The organism is Streptomyces sp. NPDC031466 (assembly GCF_055581265.1).
Genome location: NZ_JBVIJT010000011.1, coordinates 52070 through 71323, shown reverse-complemented (window position 1 = coordinate 71323; position 19254 = coordinate 52070). Strand labels below are relative to the sequence as shown.

The window sequence follows — 19254 nt, the reverse complement described above, 5'->3', positions numbered from 1 at the left end:
CGGCCCCGGCACATCCCCCGGCCGCCCCGGTCAGGCGGGCCGCAGCCGCAGGGTGACGATCTGGAAGGGCCGCAGCGCGAGGGCCAGCCCGCTCACGCCCGTGTCGGCCTCGTGCAGCGGCTGCTCCAGCAGGTCGGTCACCTCGGCCCGCTCCACCGGGAACGACGTGCCGAGCGTGCCCTCGGCCCGCCCGCCGCGCGACTCGTAGAGCCGTACGATCACATCGCCGCCCCGGTCGTCGGCGAGCTTCACCGACTCCACCGTGATCGCCGGGTTGTCCACGCTCACCAGCGGCGCCAGGGCGGGCGCGTCGGCCACCCGCAGCGGCAGGTTGAGCGCGAGGCCCTCCGCCACCGCGTCCCCCGTGCCCGCGCCGGGCAGCAGCGCGTACGTGAAGCGGTGCGCGCCCTGATCGGTCAGCGGGTCCGGGCTGTGCGGGGCCCGCAGCAGGGTCAGCCGCACGGTGGTGCCGAGCGTGCCGCCGTGCTCGGCGCGCGTCACGTCATGGCCGTACGTGGCGTCGTTGAGCAGCGCGACACCGTACCCCTCCTCGGCGACCCGCAGCCAGCGGTGCGCGCAGATCTCGTAACGCGCCGCGTCCCAGCCGGTGTTGGCGTGCGTGGGCCGGTGCACATGACCGAACTGGATCTCGGCGGCGGACCGTTCGGCGTGCACGTCCAGTGGGAAGGCCACCTTGAGCACCTTCTCCGACTCCCGCCAGTCGACGTCCGTGACGATGTCCACGCGCCGGCTGCCCGCCGCCAGCCGGATCTCCTGGGTGATCCGCGAGCGGCCGAACGCGCGCACCACCCGCACCGCGACCCGCAGCGGCCCGTCCTCGACCAGCTCGACGGACTCGGCGTCCGTGAGATCGGTGTGCCGGTGCCGGTAGTGCCGGTCGAGGTCCCACGCGTCGTAGTGCGTGGGATGGTCGGGGTGCAGCTGGAGGAGATTGCCGGGTGCCGCGAGCACCTCGCGGGCCGCGTCCAGGTCCCGTACGGAGGTCAGCAGCCCGGCGGCGTCCACGCGCACGCTCACGTGCTCGTTGGTCAGCAGGATGGCGTCGCCGCTCGTGTGCGCGACCGCGGCCGGGCCCGAACCCCGTGCGGCGTCCAGGCTCCGGGTGCCGAGCGCCGGGACGTCGACCCGCACCAGCGCGCCGTCCCCGCCGTCCACGACCTCGCTGCGGGGGTAGGGCGAGGCGTTCAGGACCGCGCGACCGCCCGCGCCGAGGTGACGTACGGCCGACGCGGTGATCGCCTCCAGCTCCGCCAGCACCCGCGCATAGGTCTCCCGCGCCTCGCGGTGCACCCAGGCGATCGACGAACCCGGCAGGATGTCGTGGAACTGGTGCAGCAGGACCGTCTTCCACAGCCGGTCCAGCGCGTCGTACGGATAGGCGTAGGAGGGCTCGCGCACCGCGGCCGCCGTGCACCACAACTCCGCCTCGCGCAGTGCGTGTTCGCTGCGGCGGTTGCCGCGCTTGGTCGCCGCCTGCGTGGTGTACGTCGCCCGGTGCAGCTCCAGGTACAGCTCGCCCGACCAGATCGGGGCCCGCGCGCCGTACTCCTCCTCGGCCGCCGCGAAGAACGCCGACGGCTTCTCGATCTCGACGCGGGGCGAACCCTCCAGGGACTTCAGGCGCCGGGCCCGCTCCATCATCTCGCGGGTGGGGCCGCCCCCGCCGTCGCCCCAGCCGAACGGCACCAGCGAGCGGCTCGCCCGGCCCTTGTCGGCGAAGTTCCGCTCGGCGTGGGCGAGTTCGGCGCCGTGAAACTGCGAGTTGTAGGTGTCCACGGGCGGGAAGTGGGTGAAGACGCGGGTGCCGTCGATGCCCTCCCACCAGAAGGTGTGGTGCGGCATCTTGTTGGACTGGTTCCAGCTCAGCTTCTGCGTCAAGAACCAGCGGACGCCCGCGAGTTTCGCCAACTGCGGGAAGGCGGCGGTGTATCCGAAGGAGTCGGGCAGCCAGATCTCCTGGGTCCGGACCCCCAGCTCCTCGCGGAAGAAGCGCATGCCGTGCGTGATCTGGCGCGCGAGCGCCTCGCCACCCGGCATGTTGGCGTCCGACTCCACCCACATCGAGCCCACCGGCGCCCAGTTGCCGTCCGCCACCGCCTTCTTGATCCGCTCCCAGATGTGCGGCTGGTGCTCCTGCACCCAGGCGTACTGCTGCGCCTGCGAGCAGGCGAAGACCAGCTCCGGGTACTCCCGCGCCAGCGCCGTCACGTTGGCGAAGGTGCGCGAGGCCTTGCGCACCGTCTCGCGCAGGGGCCACAGCCAGGCCGAGTCGATGTGCGCGTGCCCGGCCGCCGACACGCGGTGCGCGCTCGCGTGGGCGGGCCGGGCCAGGACGTCGGCGAGGGCCGCGCGCCCCGCTACGGCCGTGCCCGGCACGTCGTGCAGATCGAGCGCGTCGAGCATGTCCTCCAGAGCCCGCAGGATCTCGTGGCGACGCGGACGGTCGGCGTCCAGTTCGGCCATCAGCTCGGACAGGACCTCGATGTCCAGCGTCAGCTGCCATACGTCCTCGTTCAGTACGGCGAGATCGGCAGACACGAATCGGTAGATGGGGGTAGGGCCTGCGGTCAGTACGTCGCCGAGGGGTGTCGGCAGGAAGTCGTGCAGGACCGCCGGATTGGCCGCCGCTTCCAGGAGGAAGTGCACCGCCTCCCCGCCGCGCGCGGGAGAGGCCACCGGAATATGCCGATTGCGGGGATGGACCCCCTTCAGCGGCACCCCCGTCGCGTCGTAGGCCAGGCCCTCCGCCTGGAATCCCGGGCCGTCCCCGGTGAATCCGGGGTCCACGACCGCTTCGACGCGGCGCCCGCGCCACTCCTGCGGCACTCGCCCCTGAAGCCGGAACCAACTCGTCGACCAGGGACTTCCCCATTCCGTACCGGTCTCGAAGGGTTCGTACGACGCTTCCAGTGCGGCCGACGCGGGCACCGTGCCGCTGGCTCCGGGCCCTCCGTGGACGGGGGAGCCGGTCACGGCCGGCGCATGCCAGACGGAGAGGGCGAGCGGCACCCTGTGCGTGTACTGGGCGGGGCGGATGAACTGGCGCAGGGCCCGCTCCAGGCGGCCCTCCACCAGCAGTCTGTCGTCGTGCACCAGGGCTCCTCCGAACGCTCGGTGGCGGGGTCCACCGCTTCACTTCCCCTCCGCGCCTCGGCACACCCACACCGTTGGTTGACGATTCGACAGGAGTGCCGTCTGTGGGCCGGGGCATGCATTCCGTGAGGTTGTTCGAGCAGGGAGGCAAGGTCATCGCTTGGTGGGCGGGGGTCATGACGAGGCAGTCACGTGGGGGCGGCCCCGGGGGATTCGGGGCCTCTTCGCCGAACGTACGCGACGAGTGGATCGAGGAGGCACCGGTCGGACCGGACCACGCCCAGCTCAGGCGGAGACTGGGGAGGGCGGATCTGTCGGCGGTGCCCGAGGTCCGGGGCGCCCTGAGGGAGTTCTTGCGGCGCTGGGGCCAGCCGGCGCGGGCCGACACCGCCGAGCTGCTCACCAGCGAGCTCGTCACCAACGCACTGGTGCACACCGACCATGACGCGATCGTCACCGCCACCCTGGGGCCGCGCGGGCTGCGCGTCGAGGTGCGGGACTTCGTGGCGCGCCGCCCCGAGCCACGCGTACCGGACGCCGACGACGGTACGAACGGCAGGGGCCTGGTGCTGGTGCAGTCCCTGGCCGACGCGTGGGGCGTGCGCGCGCACGGCGTGGGCAAGGTGGTGTGGTTCGAGCTGAACGGCGGCGGCAGGGTGTGACACCCTGCCGCCACCGCCCGGCCCGGGACGGGTTCCTGGCGCGATCAGCCGAACTGCTGCTCCAGGTCCTTCAATTTCTGCTCCAGCGAGTCGAGCCGGGGCAGGGTCTGCGTGTCGTCCTCCGCGGTGAGGTCGACGGCGACGGGAGCGGCCTGGTCAGAGTCGCTCCTGACGGCCTGGAGGGAGGGACGGGCGCGTAGCGGCAGCTGTTCCTGCGTTGCTATGGCAGGGTCCGCGCCGACCTGCGCGGACCCCGTGGCCGCCGGGACGGCCTGCACGTCGACCTGCCGGCCGCCGCCCCGGCCATAACCCCGGTGGCCGCGGCTGATCGCCTTGAGCCGAGCCCGCTCCAGCTTCTCCTGGTCGCGTCTGCGCAGCCGGGTCTGCTCCTTCTCCCGGCGGTCCTCCCGGACCTCCTCGACGGCCTCGTCCAGCGTGCGGACGCCTTCCAGGAGCATCAGCGACCAGGCGCCGAAGGTCTCCCGGGGCGCACGCAGCCACCGCACGATACGGATCTGCGGCAGCGGACGCGGTACCAGGCCCTGCTCCCGCAGCGCCGCCCGGCGGGTCTGCTTCAGCGCGCGGTCGAAGAGGACCGCCGCCGAGAGCGACATGCCGGAGAAGAACTGCGGGGCACCGGCGTGGCCGAGCCCCCGGGGCGCGTGGACCCAGTTGAACCAGGCCGCCGCCCCGGCGAACGTCCACACGAGCAGACGCGAGCCGAGCGCCGCGTCACCGTGGCTCGCCTCGCGCACGGCGAGGACGGAGCAGAACATGGCCGCGCCGTCCAGGCCGAACGGCACGAGGTACTCCCAGCCACCGGAGAGGCTGAGGTTCTGCCGCCCGAAGCCGACCAGGCCGTGGAAGGAGAGTGCGGCGGCGACCGCCGCACAGCAGAACAACAGGACGTAGGAGGCGGTGCCGTAGACCGCTTCCTTGCGCCGTCGGCGCTCCTCGCTGCGTTCCCACGATTCGTCGCCCGTGCCTGCCTTCGCCGCCTTGTCGTGGCCTCGCTTGCCGCGCGCGAGCACCGCCACCGCCACCAGCATGCCCAGGAGCAGGACGGCGCCGGGGAGCAGCCAATCCAGCGATATATCGGTCAGTCTCATCTGGGGTCCCTTGCGTCGCGGTAGGGCGTTTCGGGCGCCATAGTGACCCGATTCGGACGGCCCGCACGGGGGTTTCGGGGCAAGAGAACGCCAAGGGGGTGCCAGAGAGCACACAGAACCCGGATTTACTCGAACTCACTTCATACGAATGGGTGTTGAGTTCGATTAAACGGGACCGAAAGGGTGGTTCAAGCGGAGGCGGACGGGCCGGCGTCGGCGCTCAGCCGTGCGATGCGCTCCGCGTCGCACGTACGCGGGCAGGTGACGCAGGTGTCGTCGGGGCGCAGCGTGTAGAACATGCAGCAGCTCGCGCGGTCGCGGGTGGGCAGCTTCTCTCCGTTCGGCCCCGTCAGCTCCCGGAAACCGGCCGTGCCGACGTACGGCTTCGTGGCGCCGGGCAGCAGCCGCTCCAGCTCCGTCATCGCGCGGCCCTCCTCGCCGAGGAGGTGCGCGATGTACCACAGGCCCTCGACGACCTCGTCGGTGGCGAGGCTCCACAGGGCGCGGGAGCGGCGGCGCATCCGGGGGCCGAAGCCGTCCAGGAGCGGACCCAGGTGCTCGGCGACCGCCGCCCGCACCTGGGCGCGCAGCGCCTCCTCGTCCGGTACGACATGGGCGCCGGGCAGTACGGCGGCCGGGTCGTCCGGCAGGCAGGCGAAGGACTCGGTGCGCACGGCCAGGCGGCCGAGGCTCCGCTGGAAGGAGACGTCCGCCACCGGGAAGCGGGGGACGCGGCGGTGCAGGAACCACGGGACCGTGAACAGCAGGGTGGCCGGCCAGGCGTAGCGGTGCAGGCCGAAGCCGGCCACCACGTCGGGGCGGGCCTGGGTGCCGTAGTCCTTCAGTACCTGCGCGTCGTCCCACGCGACGAACGCGTCCAGGTCGGCCCCGCCCTGGACGAGCCGGGCGGCGTTCACCCAGCCGCCGCCGTGCGGGGCCCGCTCCTCGGCGCCCAGCTCGGTCACGCGGAGTCCGGGGAACACCTCGGCGAGGCGGGCGTAGGAGTCCGCGACGGCGCCGAAGGCGCTCTGGGCGGGCGCGGCCAAAGTGGGCACGGACATGCGGGGACCACCGAATCGCGATCGATTGCAGGTAAGCCTTACCTTACCCAACATGATCGAGGTTTCAACCGCGGGCGTGTCCGCCTATGGTGCCTCTCGTACCTTTCACAGCACACGGAGACGGGGCGGGGCGGACGCGGGTGGACGTCGTGGGGCAGGCCGGAGGGCGGGTGCCGGAGCAGGCGGCGCGCCGGGCGGTGGGGCGCACCTCCGTACGCGGACAGATCCTCGACGCGCTGCGGGCCGCGCTCGTGGGCGGTGAGCTGGCACCCGGCGAGGTGTACTCCGCGCCGGTGCTCGGCGAACGCTTCGGCGTCTCCGCGACGCCCGTGCGCGAAGCGATGCAGCAGCTGGCGGCCGAAGGGGCCGTCGAAGTCGTCCCCAACCGGGGTTTCCGGGTTCTGGAGCGAGGGGCCCGTGAACGGGCCGAGCTGGCCGAGGTGCGGGCGCTGATCGAGGTGCCGGTCGTGCTGCGGCTGGCCCGCACGGTGCCGGCGGAGCGGTGGGGCGAGCTGGTGCCGCTGGCCGAGGCGACCGTCGCGGCGGCCGCCGAGGGCGACGTCACGCGCTACGCCGAGGCCGATCGGGCCTTTCACGGCGCGATGCTCTCCCTGTCGGGCAACCGGCAGCTGGTCCACGTCGCGGACGCCCTCCACCGGCGGGCGCAGTGGCCCCTGGCCGGCGCCCCCGTCTCGGGCCGACGGGCCGAGCTGGTGGCGGACGCGGCGGAGCATGTGGCGTTGCTGGAGGCGTTGGTGGCGGGGGAGTTGGGGGTGGTTCCGGGGTTGGTGGCGGAACACTTCGCGGGGTCTGGCTCGGGGGCCTAGCGGTTGCCTTTGCCGGTCCGTCTCTGGGTCCGTGCCGCGGTTGCCCCCTCGCCGGGGGGTCTCCCACCCACCCGCCCGTTGCTCGGGGTCGGGTTGCGGGGGCCGGCGCTTGGCCCTTCGGCCTGTGGCTCCGTGCCGCGGTGTGGCCCCTGCCGGGGCGTATCCCACCCACCCGCCCGTTGCTCCGCGTCGGGCTGCTGGGGGTGGCTGCGCTTGCCCCTCTGTTTCCGGTTCCGTGCCGCGGTGCGCCCCCTCACCGGGCGTTTTCCCACCCACCCGCCCGTTGCTCTGCGTCGGGCTGCTGGGGGCCTGCGCTTGCCCCCTCTGCTCCCGGTTTCGTGCCGGCGTGTGCCCCTCCCCGGGGCGTCTCCCACCCGGCACCGGCACCCGGACCCAGGGCAACGGGTGGGTGGGTGGGAGACGCCCGTTGGTCCGTGGTGAGCGGGCGTATCCGACCGTGTGTCCGTGGCGGGCCGCCGGGGGCGTATTGCCTCGGGGCGTGGTGCGGGGGACAGGTGGGTGGGAGCCCCCCACCCCCCGGGGCTCAGGGGGTCGGGGGCGGAGGGGTCAGGTGGGGGGAGAGCCAGGTGGGGACTCCGCCCAGGAGGCGGAAGAGCCGTTTGGCCTCGGCCCGTAACCGCGAGGCCTCCGGCTCCGGCTCCGCATCGGCCAGCGCCGCCAACGCGGGAGCGGTGCCGACCAGGTACCCCAGTTCCTCCCGCAACCGCAGCGACTCCGCGAAACCCTGCCGCGCCTGCGCCAACTCCCCTTCCCGCAGGGCGAGTCCGGCCAGGTGCCGCCAGGTGAAGGAGAGCAGGAGCGGGTCGGCGCGCGCGGTGGCCCCCGCGTGCGCCCGCTGGTACGCCGCCCTCGCGGCCTGCGGCGAGTCGGCGATGTGCTCGGCGATCAGACCCCGCCGGTAGTCGAGGAGCGGTCGCCCCGCCGCGTCCGGGGCGAGCAGCGCCGCCGCCCTGCCGAGCGCCGTACGCGCCTCGTCGGCCCGGTCCCGTACGCCCAACACCGTGGCCGCGTACGCGAGATGGCCCCGCTCGCAGGCCGCGCCCCCGCGGTCGTCGTCGTCCTCGGCCAGCGCCTCCGCGGTCCGCAGACCGTCCTCGGCCTCGGCCCAGCCGTCCCCCGTGAACAGGCAGCGCTCGACGAGGAGCGCCGCCCGCTGGAGCGCCGGCGCCGCCCCGGCCCGCGAGGCCAGCAGCGCGGCCGCGTCGGTCCAGCAGCCGCGCGAGCGCAGCCGCCATACCGCGGTCTGGAGTGGATCGTCCCCTGCAATCGTTCCGGTACCAGACATGGCGGTATGCGCCACGTTGCCCTCCCCGAGCACACCATTGAGCTGTTGAGTCGTGGGCGAATCTCAGCATGGATGGCGGCGTCCGGCCAAGGGGCCGGGTGAAAGAATTCACAAAGGGCGGACGGGGGAGGGACCTGCCGCCCACCTGCTCCCGGGCGGCAGGTCCCCCTTTTTCTCAGCTCATCCGCAGCGCGAGGAAGAAATCGAGCTTGTCCTCCAGCCGCGACAGGTCACGGCTCGTCAACTGCTCGATCCGGCCCACCCGGTAGCGCAACGTGTTGACGTGCAGGTGCAGCCGCGCGGCGCAGCGCGTCCAGGAGCCGTCGCAGTCGAGGAAGGCCTCCAGGGTGGGGATCAGCTCCGCCCGGTGCCGCTGGTCGTACTCCCGCAGCGGGTCCAGGAGCCGTGCCGTGAACGCCCGGCGCACGTCGTCCGGCACGAAGGGCAGCAGCAGGACGTGGGAGGCCAGCTCCTGGTGGCCGGCCGCGCAGACCCGGCCGGGGCGGGCGGCGGCGACCCGGCGGGCGTGCCGCGCCTCCTCCAGGGCGCCGCGCAGTCCCTCCGCCGAGTGCACGGACGCGCTGACACCGAGCGTCAGGCGGCCGTCACCGTCCAGGCCCGCCGACAGCGGTGCGCGGACCGACTCCAGGAGGGCGTCGGCGAGCAGGCCCGCCTCCGAGCCGTCGTGCTCCGTCGAGACCGCGGGCAGCGGCACCAGCGCGATGGCCTCGTCCCCGGTGTGCGCGACCGCGATCCGGTCGAACGGCTCCGCCCCCGAGGAGGAGGAGGTGCCTCCCCTGTTCGCGTCGGTCCGGGAACGGGGGGCGGGGTCGACGAGGATCTCCTCCAAGAGCGACTGGGCGACCCGACCGCCGTCGATGCCCCCGCCCTCCCACTCCACGCGGGCCACCACGACCTGCCAGTGCGGGGCCGTGCCGAGCCCCGGCAGCAGTACGGGCGCCGCGACCCGCAGGCGCGCGGCGATCTCCGCCGGGGCCGCGCCCGTCTGCACCAGTTCCAGGACCTCCTGGGCGAGGCGGCGGCGCACCGTGCGGGCGGCGTCGCGCCGGTCCCGCTCCACGGCGATCAGCTGTGTCACGCCCTGGAGCAGGTCCAGCCGCTCCTCGGGCCAGTCGCCGGCGTCGGCCTCCACGGCGAGCACCCAGTCGGAGAGCACCGTCTCGCGCACGTCGCGCGCCACACCGCCGGCTCCCCGGCCGCTGGTCCGCACGGGGAACAGGGAGTACGTCACCCCGTCGACGGACACGCGGTGCGGCCCGCGCCGCCCGGTGCGCGCGGCGGCCAGGTGCTCCCCGGCCAGGCGCGCGCACACGGCCGCCGGCAGCGCCGTGCCGCCCGCGCTCGACCCCGCGATGGCGCGCCCCGCGGGGGAGAGCACCCAGGCGCGCAGGTCCAGGTCGGTGCCGAGCAGGTCGAGGACGACGTCGGGGCCGCCGCCGGCCGGGCCGGACGTCATCAGGCGCCGGTGCCGGTCCACGACGGCCGCCAGGTCGCCGGCGCGCTCGCCGGAGACCTGCCGCACGACGTGTTCGGTGATCGTCGCGAAGGCCACGGACTCGTTGACCGCGAAGAGCGGCAGCCGGTGGCGAGTGCAGGCCTCGACGAGGTCGGCGGGGATGTCGCCCAGCTCGGCCTCGCCGGCGGCCAGCGCGGCCACCCCGGCGCCCGCGAGGACGCGGACGAAGGGTTCGGTGTCCGAGGCGTCGCGGCGCCAGGCGAGGCCGGTGAGGACCAGCTCGCCGCCGGCCAGGTAGCGGCTGGGGTCCCGCAGGTCCGTGGTCATCACACCGCGCACGGTGCGGTCCAGCTCGTCCTCGCCGCCGAGCAGCCGCAGGCCCAGCGCGTCGGTGTCAAGGAGTGCGCGCAGCCGCATGGTGTCGTCGCCGCCGATCTGTCTCGAATGTGGTGTACAAGCAAGTGGGCTCCGGTGAGGCCGGGGCACTGTGGCGCCGGGCGTCAGCGGTTTTCCGGGGGAACCCGAGAGGCTTCTGGGGCCCGTTCTTCATACGAATCTACAAGACGCGCGGGTTGGCCAGCCAACTCCTTCATGGTTTCGGTGACTGACCCGACCGGAGGAGCGGGCGGTGTACTTGCTCCACTCCGCGTTAACAGCAGATGAACAAGCAGTCGAGGGGGCGAAGGGCCCGAGTGGCCGATACGGAATGCCTCCCTCGCAGTGCGCGACCCCCGACCCGAAGAAGAGACCTCATGGACTTCCTTCGCCCCGCCAGTGGGGAGGAGGCGCTCGCCGCCGAGGCGGCGCACCCGACCGCTGTGCCGACTGCGGGTGGCACGGACGTGCTGGTCGAGATCGACTTCGACCGCCCTCGCCCCGAGTTCCTGCTTGACCTCAGCCGCGTCGCCGACCCGCGCGAGCGGAACCACCTCATCCCCACGATCCTCGACACGCCGCCCGTCCCGGTCGACGTGCTCGAACTCGCCGACCCGCACGCCCCCTACGGGCTGTGCGGCGCCGGCGAGGCCCCGGCCCTGTCGTCCACCCCGGCGGTCCGCGCGGCCATCCGGGGCGCGACGGGTCTTGAGCCGACCAGAACACCGGTCCGCCCGGAGCACCTCACGGGCACGGTGTAGCTCACCCCCGGCACCGGACCGCGACGGACCCGTTCACCTCGGGTCGGCCCAGGTCCGGCACCACGTTTCGTTCGTCTCGGGCCGTCCCCCGGGTCGTGCAGCCAACGCACCATCCCAAATCCCGCAAACATGCGGGTGCCCCTGTGAACCTTGGGAGTTAGGCACCATGACCCAGTCATCAGTGGAGCCCAAGACCACCGCGGAGGACGCGGGCAACGGCTCTCGCGTCCCGGCCGGCCGGTCTTGGCTCGATCGGTACTTCCACATATCCCGGAGAGGCTCCACGGTCGCGCGCGAAGTGCGCGGCGGCGTCACCACCTTCATGGCGATGGCGTACATCCTGCTGCTCAATCCCGTGATCCTGTCCGGCAAGGACGCGGCGGGGGACACCATGGCCACCAAGGCCGTGATCACCGCCACCGCCTTCGCGGCGGCCCTCACCACCCTGCTCATGGGTTTCGTCGGCAAGGTGCCGCTGGCCCTCGCCGCCGGGCTCTCCGTGTCCGGCGTGATCTCCTCGCAGGTCGCCCCCGAGATGACCTGGCCGCAGGCCATGGGCATGTGTGTGATGTACGGCGTGGTGATCATGCTTCTGGTGGTCACCGGGCTCCGCGAGATGATCATGAACGCGATCCCGCTCGCCCTCAAGCACGGCATCACCATGGGCATCGGGCTGTTCATCGCGATCATCGGCCTGGTCAAGGGCGGCTTCGTCCACCCGGGCAAGGCGACCCCGCTCTCCCTCGGCCCGGCCGGCGAACTCTCGGGCTGGCCCGTCCTGCTCTTCGCGGGCACCCTCCTGCTGATCTTCATGCTCCAGGCGCGCAACATCCCCGGCGCGATCCTGATCGGCATCATCACCGGCACCGTCGTCGCCGTCATCCTCAACGCCGCGGACGTCATCGCCCCCGACCAGTGGGCGAACGGAACCCCCGAACTGCACGGCGGCGCGATCTCCACCCCCGACTTCTCCCTCTTCGGCGAGGTCGAGTTCGGCGGCTGGGGCCAGGTCGGCGCGATGACGGTCGGCATGATCGTCTTCACGCTGGTGCTCGCCGGCTTCTTCGACGCGATGGCCACCATCATCGGCGTCGGCACCGAGGCCAACCTCGCCGACGAGAAGGGCCGCATGCCCGGCCTGTCCAAGGCGCTGTTCATCGACGGCGCCGGCGGTGCCATCGGCGGCGTGGCGGGCGGCTCCGGCCAGACCGTCTTCGTCGAGTCCGCGACCGGCGTCGGCGAGGGCGCCCGCACCGGCCTCGCCTCCGTCGTCACCGGACTGTTCTTCGCGGCCTGTCTCTTCTTCACCCCGCTCACCGCGATCGTGCCCCAGGAGGTGGCCTCCGCCGCGCTCGTCGTCATCGGAGCGATGATGATGATGAACGCGCGGCACGTCGACTGGGCCGACCGCGCGACCGCCATCCCGGTCTTCCTGACCGTCGTCCTGATGCCCTTCACGTACACCATCACCACCGGTGTCGCGGCGGGCGTCATCGCCTGGGTGGCCATCAAGATCGCCCAGGGGAAGGCGCGCGAGATCGGCGCCTTCATGTGGGGTCTGACGGTGATCTTCCTGGTCTACTTCGCCCTCAACCCCATCGAAGGATGGCTGGGCGTCCACTGACGCCGGAGCCCTCCCCGCACCCCCGAGGAGGCCGACATGCTGGACATCGCCGACGAGCTGCACCGGTGGGTCGAGCAGGGGCGTGACTTCGCCGTCGCCACCGTGGTGGCGGTCGGCGGGAGCGCGCCCCGCCGGCCCGGTGCCGCCCTCGCGGTCGACACGGCCGGCACGGTCATCGGCTCGGTCTCCGGCGGCTGTGTGGAGGGCGCCGTCTACGAGCTGTGCGCCCAGGCGCTCCGGGACGGCGAAAGCGTCCTCGAACGCTTCGGCCACAGCGACCAGGACGCCTTCGCCGCCGGTCTGACCTGCGGCGGCGTCATCGACATCCTCATCACCCCGGTCCGCGCGGACTCCGCGTGCAGGCCGGTCGTCGCGGCGGCCCTCGCCGCCTTCTCCTCGGGGGAGGCGGCGGCCGTCGCCCGCGTCGTGTCCGGGCCCGCCGAACTGGTGGGCCGCGCCCTGCTCGTACGTCCTTCGGGCGCGTCGCCGGGTGGGTCCCCGCACGCGTACCAGGGCGGGCTCGGCGGATCCGCGCGGCTGGACCGCGCGGTGGCGGAGCAGGCCCGCGCCCTGCTCGACGCCGGACGCACCGGGACTGTCGAGGTCGGCGAGGACGGGTCGCGGTGCGGTCGGCCGGTGACGGTCCTCGTGGAGTCCGGCGTGCCGCCGCCCCGCATGATCGTGTTCGGCGCGATCGACTTCGCCGCCGCGCTGACGCGGGTCGGCGCCTTCCTCGGCCACCACGTGACCGTGTGCGACGCGCGGCCCGTCTTCGCGACGCCCGAGCGCTTCCCGGACGCCGACGAGATCGTGGTCGACTGGCCGCACCGCTACCTGGAGAAGACCGACGTCGACAGCCGCACCGTGCTGTGCGTGCTCACCCACGACCCCAAGTTCGACGTGCCGCTGCTGCGCCTCGCGCTGCGGCTGCCCGTCGCCTATGTCGGCGCGATGGGCTCCCGCCGCACCCACGAGGACCGCGCCGCCCGCCTGCGCGACACCGGCGTCACCGAACCGGAACTGGCCCGGCTGCGCTCGCCCATCGGCCTCGACCTCGGCGCCCGTACGCCCGAGGAGACCGCCCTGTCCATCGCCGCGGAGATCGTCGCCCACCGGCGGGGCGGCGGCGGGGCCCCGCTCACCGGGGCGCACACCCCCATCCACCCCGAGGGGACGCCCCGGCGTCCCGGCTAACCGGCCTCGCGGGTGTCCGTGAGCCGGTCGACCACTCGGCCGAACATCCGCCGGGCCGTCGCGGCGAGCACCCCGTCGAACAGCGCGGGCAGCCACCGTACGGCCAGCTCCTCGCGCCACAGCACGGTGGAGCCGGTGGGCGTGGCGCGCACCTCGAACTCCGCCCAGCCCGTCACGAACGCCCCCCGCTTCGCCAGCCGGCACCGGCCCGGCGAGGTGCCCCGCGGCGGACGCCACTCGACCACCTCCATCGGATCGTCGAAGCCGAGGGGGCCGAGCGCGCTGCGGGCCACGAAGACGGTGCCCACGCGGGTGGGCGGGGGAGTGCGCACCGTCACGCGGGTGAGCGGGACGACCTCGCCGTGCCGCTCCCACGAGGTCAGGCGGTGCCAGGCATCGGCGGGAGGCAGCGGCGTACGTCTGGCGAACTGGAAGAGGGCCACGCTCTCGAGCCTAGGGCCTCTCTTCCGGATCTTGCCGGGCTCGCGGCGTCCGGCACGCACGCTCGCCGCGTTGTCGTCGCTCCCTGATCCGGCCTGATCCGAAAGAGCGGCCCTGGGACCACCCGCCCCGCACCTCAGCGGTCCGCGCCGGTTCCGCGGGGCGGGCGGGCGGTGCGGGCCACGAGGAACAGCGTCGCCCCGCAGAGCGCCACGAGGAACCAGCCGGGGTGGGACGCCCGGGCGAGTTGCCCGGGGGACTGCCCGGCCACGAGGCCCCCGGCCACCGCGACGCCGATCGCCGCGCCGAGCTGGCGGGCGGTGGAGGTGATGGCGCCCGCGACACCGGCGCGCTCGCGGGGCAGGCCGCTGACCGCGGTGTCGGTGATCGGCGCGTTGGCGAACCCCACACCGATGCCGATGAGCAGATAGGCGCTGAGCAGGAGGGCGAACGGCGTGTGGGCGCCGAGGCCGGTGAGCAGCGCCGCGCCCGTGGTCAGGGCCGTGGCGGCGATCACGAGCGGGCGGCGGGCCCCCCGGCGGGCGACCATGGCGCCGGCCGCGGGCGCGCACACGGTGGCCGCCAGCGCCATGGGGAGGGTGGCGGAGCCGGCCAGGAGCGCGGAGAGACCCCGGGTGTGCTGCAAGTAGTAGGTGTTCAGCAGCAAGGTGACGTTCAGCGCGGTGAAGACGGCCACGGCGCCGAGGACGGCCGCGCCGAAGGCGGGCGCGCGGAACAGCGCGAGGTCCATCAGCGGTGCGCGGCGCCGGCGTTCGACGGCCACGAAGGCGAGGGCCGACACGGCGACGACCAGGTAGCCGACCCCGGCCGACGGCGAGGCCCAGCCCAGGTGCGGGCCCTCGATGAGGAGCGCGACGGTGAGGCCGACGACGAGCATGAGCAGGATCTGACCGGGCAGGTCGAGCGCGCGGTGCCGCGGGGCCCGCGACTCGGGGACGAACAGTCTGCTCAGGACGAGTGCGGCGGCGATCACCGGGACGTTGATCCAGAACAGGGACTGCCAGCCGAAGGCGGTGAGGAGGGCGCCACCGGTGACCGGCCCGGCGGCCATGCTCAGGCCGAAGACCGACGCCCACACACCGATGGCACGGGCGCGTTCCCGCGCGTCCGGCATGGTGTTGACCACGATCGCCAGGGCCACGGGGCTCAGCATCGAGGCCCCGACGCCCTGGACGGAGCGGGCCGCGATCAGGACACCGGCGGACGGGGCGAGCGCGCACGCCAGGGAGGCCGCGCCGAAGACGGTCAGGCCGAGCCGGAACACCCGGCGCCGGCCGAAGCGGTCGGCCAGCGCCCCGGAGGTGATCAGCAGGCCGGCCAGGACGACGGTGTAGGCGTCGACGATCCACTCCAGGTGGCGGGTGCCCGCTCCCAGACCCGCGCCGATCGCGGGCAGGCCCACGTTGACGATGGTCGTGTCCAGGCCGACCAGGAACATGCTCAGGGCGCAGATCGCCAGGACGGCCCGGCGCCTGCGGACCCCGAGAACGGGGGCGGCCCCGGCTTCGACAGGGGGCGTGGTCAGGGTCATGTGCGGCACCTTCGGTCGGGGGCGGTCGGTGACCCCACACTCCGCCGAACGCCCCCCGATCCCCGACGCTTTTTGCGAAGGCCGCAAAATGGGGGCGTGGACGACATCCCCGCCATCCTCGACGGCATCGGGCCGCGGCTGCGCGCCCTGCGCCGCGACCGCGGTCTCACCCTGGAGTCCCTGGCCGGGACCACCGGCATCTCGGTCAGCACGCTCTCCCGGCTGGAGTCCGGCATCCGCCGGCCCACCCTCGATCTCCTGATCCCGCTGGCCCGGGCCCACCGGGTCGCCATCGACCAGCTCATCGCGGCTCCCGCGACCGGCGATCCGCGGGTGCACCTGACCCCCCGACGGCGCAAGGGCGGCGGGGTGATCGTGCCGCTGACGGAGTACCCCGGCCGCCTCCAGGTGTTCAAGCAGATCCTGGCCCCGCGCGAACCGAGGCTCGTCACCCACGGCGGCTACGAGTGGCTGTACGTCCTGTCCGGCCGGCTCCGCCTGATCATCGGCGAGCGGGAGCTGGAACTCGGTCCCGGCGAAGTCGCCGAGTTCGACACCACCGAACCCCACTGGTTCGGACCCGCCGGGGACGCCGCCGTGGAGGTCCTGCACCTGTTCGGGCCGCAGGGGCAACAGGCCAGAGCCCGTACGTAGGACGCCCTAGCGGTAGATCTTGCCCGGCTCCGCCTTGCCCGGCGCGAGCAGCTGGGAGACCGTCACGAAGACGTAGCCCCGCTTCTTCAGCTCCGCGATGACGCCGGGTACGGCGGGCACCGTGCCCCGGTAGATGTCGTGCAGCAGGATGATGCCGTCCCGCTTGGTCTGGTCGATGACGCGCTTCTGTATCAGCGCGGAGTCATCGGTCGTGTAGTCCTTGGCCGTGACGGTCCACAGGACCTGCGCGAGGCCCAGCTCCTCGGAGAGCTTGTCGATGTCGTCGTTGGTGCGGCCCTGGGGCGGGCGCATCAGCGTCGGCTTCTTGCCGATGAGCTTCTCGATCGCCTTGTTGGGGCGCTCCAGCTCGCGGCGCGCCTCGGCCGGCCCGATCTTCGTGAGGATCTTGTGCGACCAGGTGTGGCTGGCGACCTCGTGGCCCTCCGCGTCCATCCGCTTCACCAGCTCGGGGTACTTCTCGATGTGGTTCTTGCCGAGCGTGAAGAAGGTGGCGGGGACCTTCTCGTCCTTGAGGATCTTCAGCAGCCTCGGGGTGTTCTCGCTGGGGCCCGCGTCGAAGGTCAGCGCCACGCACTTGGCCCTGCGGCAGTCGACCGTGCCGAACGCGCCCTGGTCCGCGTCCTTGGCGGCGGCGCCCTCCTTGCGTACGGCGCTCGGCGAGGTGGTGTCGAGCTTGGTGCACCCGCTCACCGCGAGGACGAGGGCCGCTCCCGCCGCGAGGGCGGCGGCGGTGCGGGGCAACCTTTTCGACGCGCGGGCCATCTTCATGGCGGCGGGGGGTGCGGCGACCGCGCGCGCGTCCCTGGCGGACGTGGTCGCGGGCGCGTTCTCGACGGGCGTGTTCTCGACGGGCATGCGATGACTATACAGAGTGCGTATACGCGCCGTGTATACAGGGTGTTCATAGTCTGCCCGGGGGTGTGGTGGAGGACGGGGCCCCGCCCCCGGCCGAGGGCGCGCAGGGCCCCGGTGCGCGCATTCCATAAGCCGCCGCGACGCCGTCCCGCTTTTCTTTCGGGTGCATCAAGAATGAATCGGCAGGCGTAACGGTCCGCTAATTTTCCGGCCGGGGCGGGTACAACACTCATATGGAATCCATGGAGTGGGAACTTGCCATTTCGCACACCGCCGCCCTCCTCATGTGGATCGCCGGTGTCGTCGTGGTCGCGGTCCTTCTAGGCGCCTTTTTCTGGGGGCAGCGCGTCCGCGTGCGCGAGTCCAGGACCCCGCGCCCGGAAGAGCAGCCGAAGCGGCCGTACGGGGGTCCCGTCAGGGAAGAGCGGGAGTACCGGGAGCCCGACGAGGTGTCCGAGGACGGCCACCGGCTCAACCCGCACGAGCTGAAAGGCGGCTACGGGCAGTCGAGCACGCACCGCTGTGCCTCGCAGGATCCCAAGGACCACCGGAAAGGCGACGGCGGCAGCTTCGGCAGTGGCGGCCTGGGCAGCTGAGAACGCCGCAATTCCGGGCCCCTTCACCCCCTGCGCGCACACGTGACGGGCCGCTTTCGGCCGCACACACGAAGGGAGTGACATGACAACTCCGAGCTCGCCCGGGGCGACGAAGCCGTCACGATCGGCGCGGACGCCGACGCCGGGGAGGTCATGCGCACGATGACCGCGCACCAGGTCCGCAGGCTGCCCGTCATCGACGGCCACGACCTCGTCGCCGTCGTCCTCCAGGCGGACGCCACCCGCAGCCTCCCCGACTCCCGGGTGGGCGACCTGCTCGAAGTGCTCTCCACCGACTGACCGGCTCCTTCGACGCGGGCCACGCCCCGGTGCGACGGGCCGCCGGAGCACGCCGGAGGCAGTGGACGCGGCCCCTCGGGACCTGGCGAGGACACTTCCGCCGGGTCCCGCACTCGTGCGCCCGCGCCACCCGCCCCCTCACTCCGCGCACTCACCCGTCTGCCGTACACCGCCGGGCCGTCCCCGCCCAACTGACAGAGGCTGTTCGAAGACTGGACGGGGCCCGCCGCCGTACGGCGGCACCGCGTACGAAGGCACCGCGTATGGAGGAGATCCGCATGACCACAGCGCCGGCACGGAACTGGGAGCACGCCGTCGTCACCGGCGGCGGGGGCTTCGTCGGATCGCATCTGTGCACCGCCCTGCTGGCCGCGGGCACGGCGGTGACCTGCGTCGACGACTTCAGCACCGGGCGCCCGGAGAACGTGTCCCCGCTGCTCGACCATCCCGGCTTCACGCTGATACGGGCGAACGTCGCCGAGGGGATGGACGTCGACCGGCCGCCGGACCTCGTGCTGCACTTCGCGTCCCCCGCCTCCCCGGCCGACTATCTGCGGCTGCCCCTGCACACCCTGGAGACGGGCAGCCTCGGCACCCGCAACGCGCTGCGGCTCGCCCACCGCCACGGCGCCCGCTTCCTGCTCGCCTCCACCTCCGAGGTCTACGGCGACCCGCAGCAGAACCCGCAGGACGAGCGGTACTGGGGCCATGTGAACCCGGTGGGCCCGCGCAGCGTCTACGACGAGGCGAAACGCTTCGGCGAGGCCCTGACCACGGCCCACGCCGACGCGGAGGGCACCGACACGGCCATCGTGCGGTTGTTCAACACCTACGGCCCCCGCATGCGCGGCCACGACGGCCGCGCCGTGCCGACCTTCGTCCGTCAGGCACTGGACGGCGAATCCCTGACCGTCACCGGCGACGGCCACCAGACCCGCTCGCTGTGCTACGTCGACGACACCGTGCGCGGCATCCTCGCCGCCGCCGCCCACGGCATGCGCGGCCCGGTCAACATCGGCAACCCCGGCGAGATCACCATGCTCGACCTGGCCCGCCTGATCATCGACCTGACCGGATCCGAGGCGCAGATCCGCTTCATCGACCGGCCCACGGACGACCCCGCCGTCCGCTGCCCGGACATCACGCTGGCACGCGACAAGCTCGGCTGGGAACCGCGCGTGGACGCCGAGGAAGGCCTGCGGCGCACGATCGACTGGTTCCGCGCCACGGCCCGCCCCTGACCCGGACCGGCGAGAGCCCCCGCCGGGCGCCCACCGGAGCACAGCTCCCGACCCAGTGCCCCGGCCCCGTGCCCCGTACCGCCG

Annotated in this window: 15 protein-coding genes and 2 pseudogenes; 9 read left to right on the top strand and 8 right to left on the bottom strand. The window is 73.1% G+C overall.

Going from position 1 to position 19254, the window contains the following annotated elements; genetic code table 11:
* Positions 1 to 30: 30 nt before the first annotated feature.
* Positions 31 to 3114 carry an alpha-mannosidase gene (locus ACZ5GP_RS26735; protein ID WP_468753229.1) on the bottom strand — a complete coding sequence of 1028 codons (3084 nt, stop codon included), beginning with the start codon at positions 3112 to 3114 and terminating at the stop codon, positions 31 to 33.
* Between the two features lie 176 nt (positions 3115 to 3290).
* Between ACZ5GP_RS26735 and ACZ5GP_RS26730 the strand changes: the two genes are divergently transcribed.
* Positions 3291 to 3776 carry an ATP-binding protein gene (locus tag ACZ5GP_RS26730; RefSeq protein ID WP_468753228.1) on the top strand — a complete coding sequence of 162 codons (486 nt, stop codon included), beginning with the start codon at positions 3291 to 3293 and terminating at the stop codon, positions 3774 to 3776.
* A 44-nt stretch (positions 3777 to 3820) separates the two neighbouring features.
* Here ACZ5GP_RS26730 and ACZ5GP_RS26725 read toward each other — a convergent pair whose 3' ends face one another.
* A complete protein-coding gene (locus ACZ5GP_RS26725; protein WP_468753227.1) occupies positions 3821 to 4885 on the bottom strand; it encodes a DUF2637 domain-containing protein in 1065 nt (354 codons plus the stop codon).
* A gap of 188 nt (positions 4886 to 5073) precedes the next feature.
* Complete coding sequence (locus ACZ5GP_RS26720; protein WP_468753226.1) at positions 5074 to 5946, bottom strand: (2Fe-2S)-binding protein; 873 nt, start codon at positions 5944 to 5946, stop codon at positions 5074 to 5076.
* An 86-nt stretch (positions 5947 to 6032) separates the two neighbouring features.
* Here ACZ5GP_RS26720 and ACZ5GP_RS26715 point away from each other — a divergent pair, with 86 nt between their 5' ends.
* Positions 6033 to 6773 carry a GntR family transcriptional regulator gene (locus ACZ5GP_RS26715; protein WP_468753225.1) on the top strand — a complete coding sequence of 247 codons (741 nt, stop codon included), beginning with the start codon at positions 6033 to 6035 and terminating at the stop codon, positions 6771 to 6773.
* A gap of 544 nt (positions 6774 to 7317) precedes the next feature.
* Here ACZ5GP_RS26715 and ACZ5GP_RS26710 read toward each other — a convergent pair.
* Both ACZ5GP_RS26710 and ACZ5GP_RS26705 read right to left on the bottom strand, forming a co-directional pair.
* Complete coding sequence (locus ACZ5GP_RS26710) at positions 7318 to 8094, bottom strand: hypothetical protein (protein ID WP_468753224.1); 777 nt, start codon at positions 8092 to 8094, stop codon at positions 7318 to 7320.
* 160 nt (positions 8095 to 8254) lie between these two features.
* Positions 8255 to 9973 carry a PucR family transcriptional regulator gene (locus ACZ5GP_RS26705; RefSeq protein WP_468753223.1) on the bottom strand — a complete coding sequence of 573 codons (1719 nt, stop codon included), beginning with the start codon at positions 9971 to 9973 and terminating at the stop codon, positions 8255 to 8257.
* 509 nt (positions 9974 to 10482) lie between these two features.
* Between ACZ5GP_RS26705 and ACZ5GP_RS26700 the strand changes: the two are divergent.
* The 3 genes and pseudogenes from ACZ5GP_RS26700 to ACZ5GP_RS26690 all read left to right on the top strand — a co-directional run.
* Positions 10483 to 10692: pseudogene (locus tag ACZ5GP_RS26700) on the top strand (hypothetical protein); the annotation flags it as partial.
* Between the two features lie 166 nt (positions 10693 to 10858).
* The gene (locus tag ACZ5GP_RS26695) at positions 10859 to 12316 is read left to right on the top strand and encodes an NCS2 family permease (protein WP_358911101.1); all 1458 of its coding nucleotides are present in this window, start codon (positions 10859 to 10861) and stop codon (positions 12314 to 12316) included.
* A 36-nt stretch (positions 12317 to 12352) separates the two neighbouring features.
* Positions 12353 to 13510, top strand: coding sequence for an XdhC family protein (locus ACZ5GP_RS26690; protein WP_468753222.1), 1158 nt, complete (start codon positions 12353 to 12355; stop codon positions 13508 to 13510).
* On the opposite strand, the gene ACZ5GP_RS26685 is transcribed toward ACZ5GP_RS26690, so the two are convergent.
* A complete protein-coding gene (locus ACZ5GP_RS26685; protein WP_468753221.1) occupies positions 13507 to 13953 on the bottom strand; it encodes an SRPBCC family protein in 447 nt (148 codons plus the stop codon). The genes ACZ5GP_RS26690 and ACZ5GP_RS26685 overlap by 4 nt on opposite strands.
* A 134-nt stretch (positions 13954 to 14087) precedes the next feature.
* On the bottom strand, positions 14088 to 15503 hold the full coding sequence (locus ACZ5GP_RS26680) for an MFS transporter (protein ID WP_468753220.1): 1416 nt from the start codon (positions 15501 to 15503) through the stop codon (positions 14088 to 14090).
* Positions 15504 to 15599: 96 nt separating this feature from the next.
* Between ACZ5GP_RS26680 and ACZ5GP_RS26675 the strand changes: the two genes are divergently transcribed.
* The gene (locus ACZ5GP_RS26675) at positions 15600 to 16157 is read left to right on the top strand and encodes a helix-turn-helix domain-containing protein (protein ID WP_468753219.1); all 558 of its coding nucleotides are present in this window, start codon (positions 15600 to 15602) and stop codon (positions 16155 to 16157) included.
* A 6-nt stretch (positions 16158 to 16163) separates the two neighbouring features.
* Here ACZ5GP_RS26675 and ACZ5GP_RS26670 read toward each other — a convergent pair whose 3' ends face one another.
* Positions 16164 to 16946 (bottom strand): polysaccharide deacetylase family protein, encoded by a 783-nt coding sequence (locus tag ACZ5GP_RS26670; RefSeq protein ID WP_468753423.1) that lies wholly within the window; start codon positions 16944 to 16946, stop codon positions 16164 to 16166.
* A 320-nt stretch (positions 16947 to 17266) separates the two neighbouring features.
* On the opposite strand from ACZ5GP_RS26670, the gene ACZ5GP_RS26665 reads away from it, so the two are divergent.
* The 3 genes and pseudogenes from ACZ5GP_RS26665 to ACZ5GP_RS26655 all read left to right on the top strand — a co-directional run bounded on the left by ACZ5GP_RS26665 (position 17267) and on the right by ACZ5GP_RS26655 (position 19170).
* Positions 17267 to 17629 carry a DUF6479 family protein gene (locus tag ACZ5GP_RS26665; RefSeq protein ID WP_468753218.1) on the top strand — a complete coding sequence of 121 codons (363 nt, stop codon included), beginning with the start codon at positions 17267 to 17269 and terminating at the stop codon, positions 17627 to 17629.
* A gap of 93 nt (positions 17630 to 17722) precedes the next feature.
* Positions 17723 to 17929: pseudogene (locus ACZ5GP_RS26660) on the top strand (CBS domain-containing protein); the annotation flags it as partial.
* Positions 17930 to 18207: 278 nt separating this feature from the next.
* On the top strand, positions 18208 to 19170 hold the full coding sequence (locus ACZ5GP_RS26655; RefSeq protein ID WP_468753217.1) for an NAD-dependent epimerase/dehydratase family protein: 963 nt from the start codon (positions 18208 to 18210) through the stop codon (positions 19168 to 19170).
* The last annotated feature ends 84 nt before the right edge of the window (positions 19171 to 19254 follow it).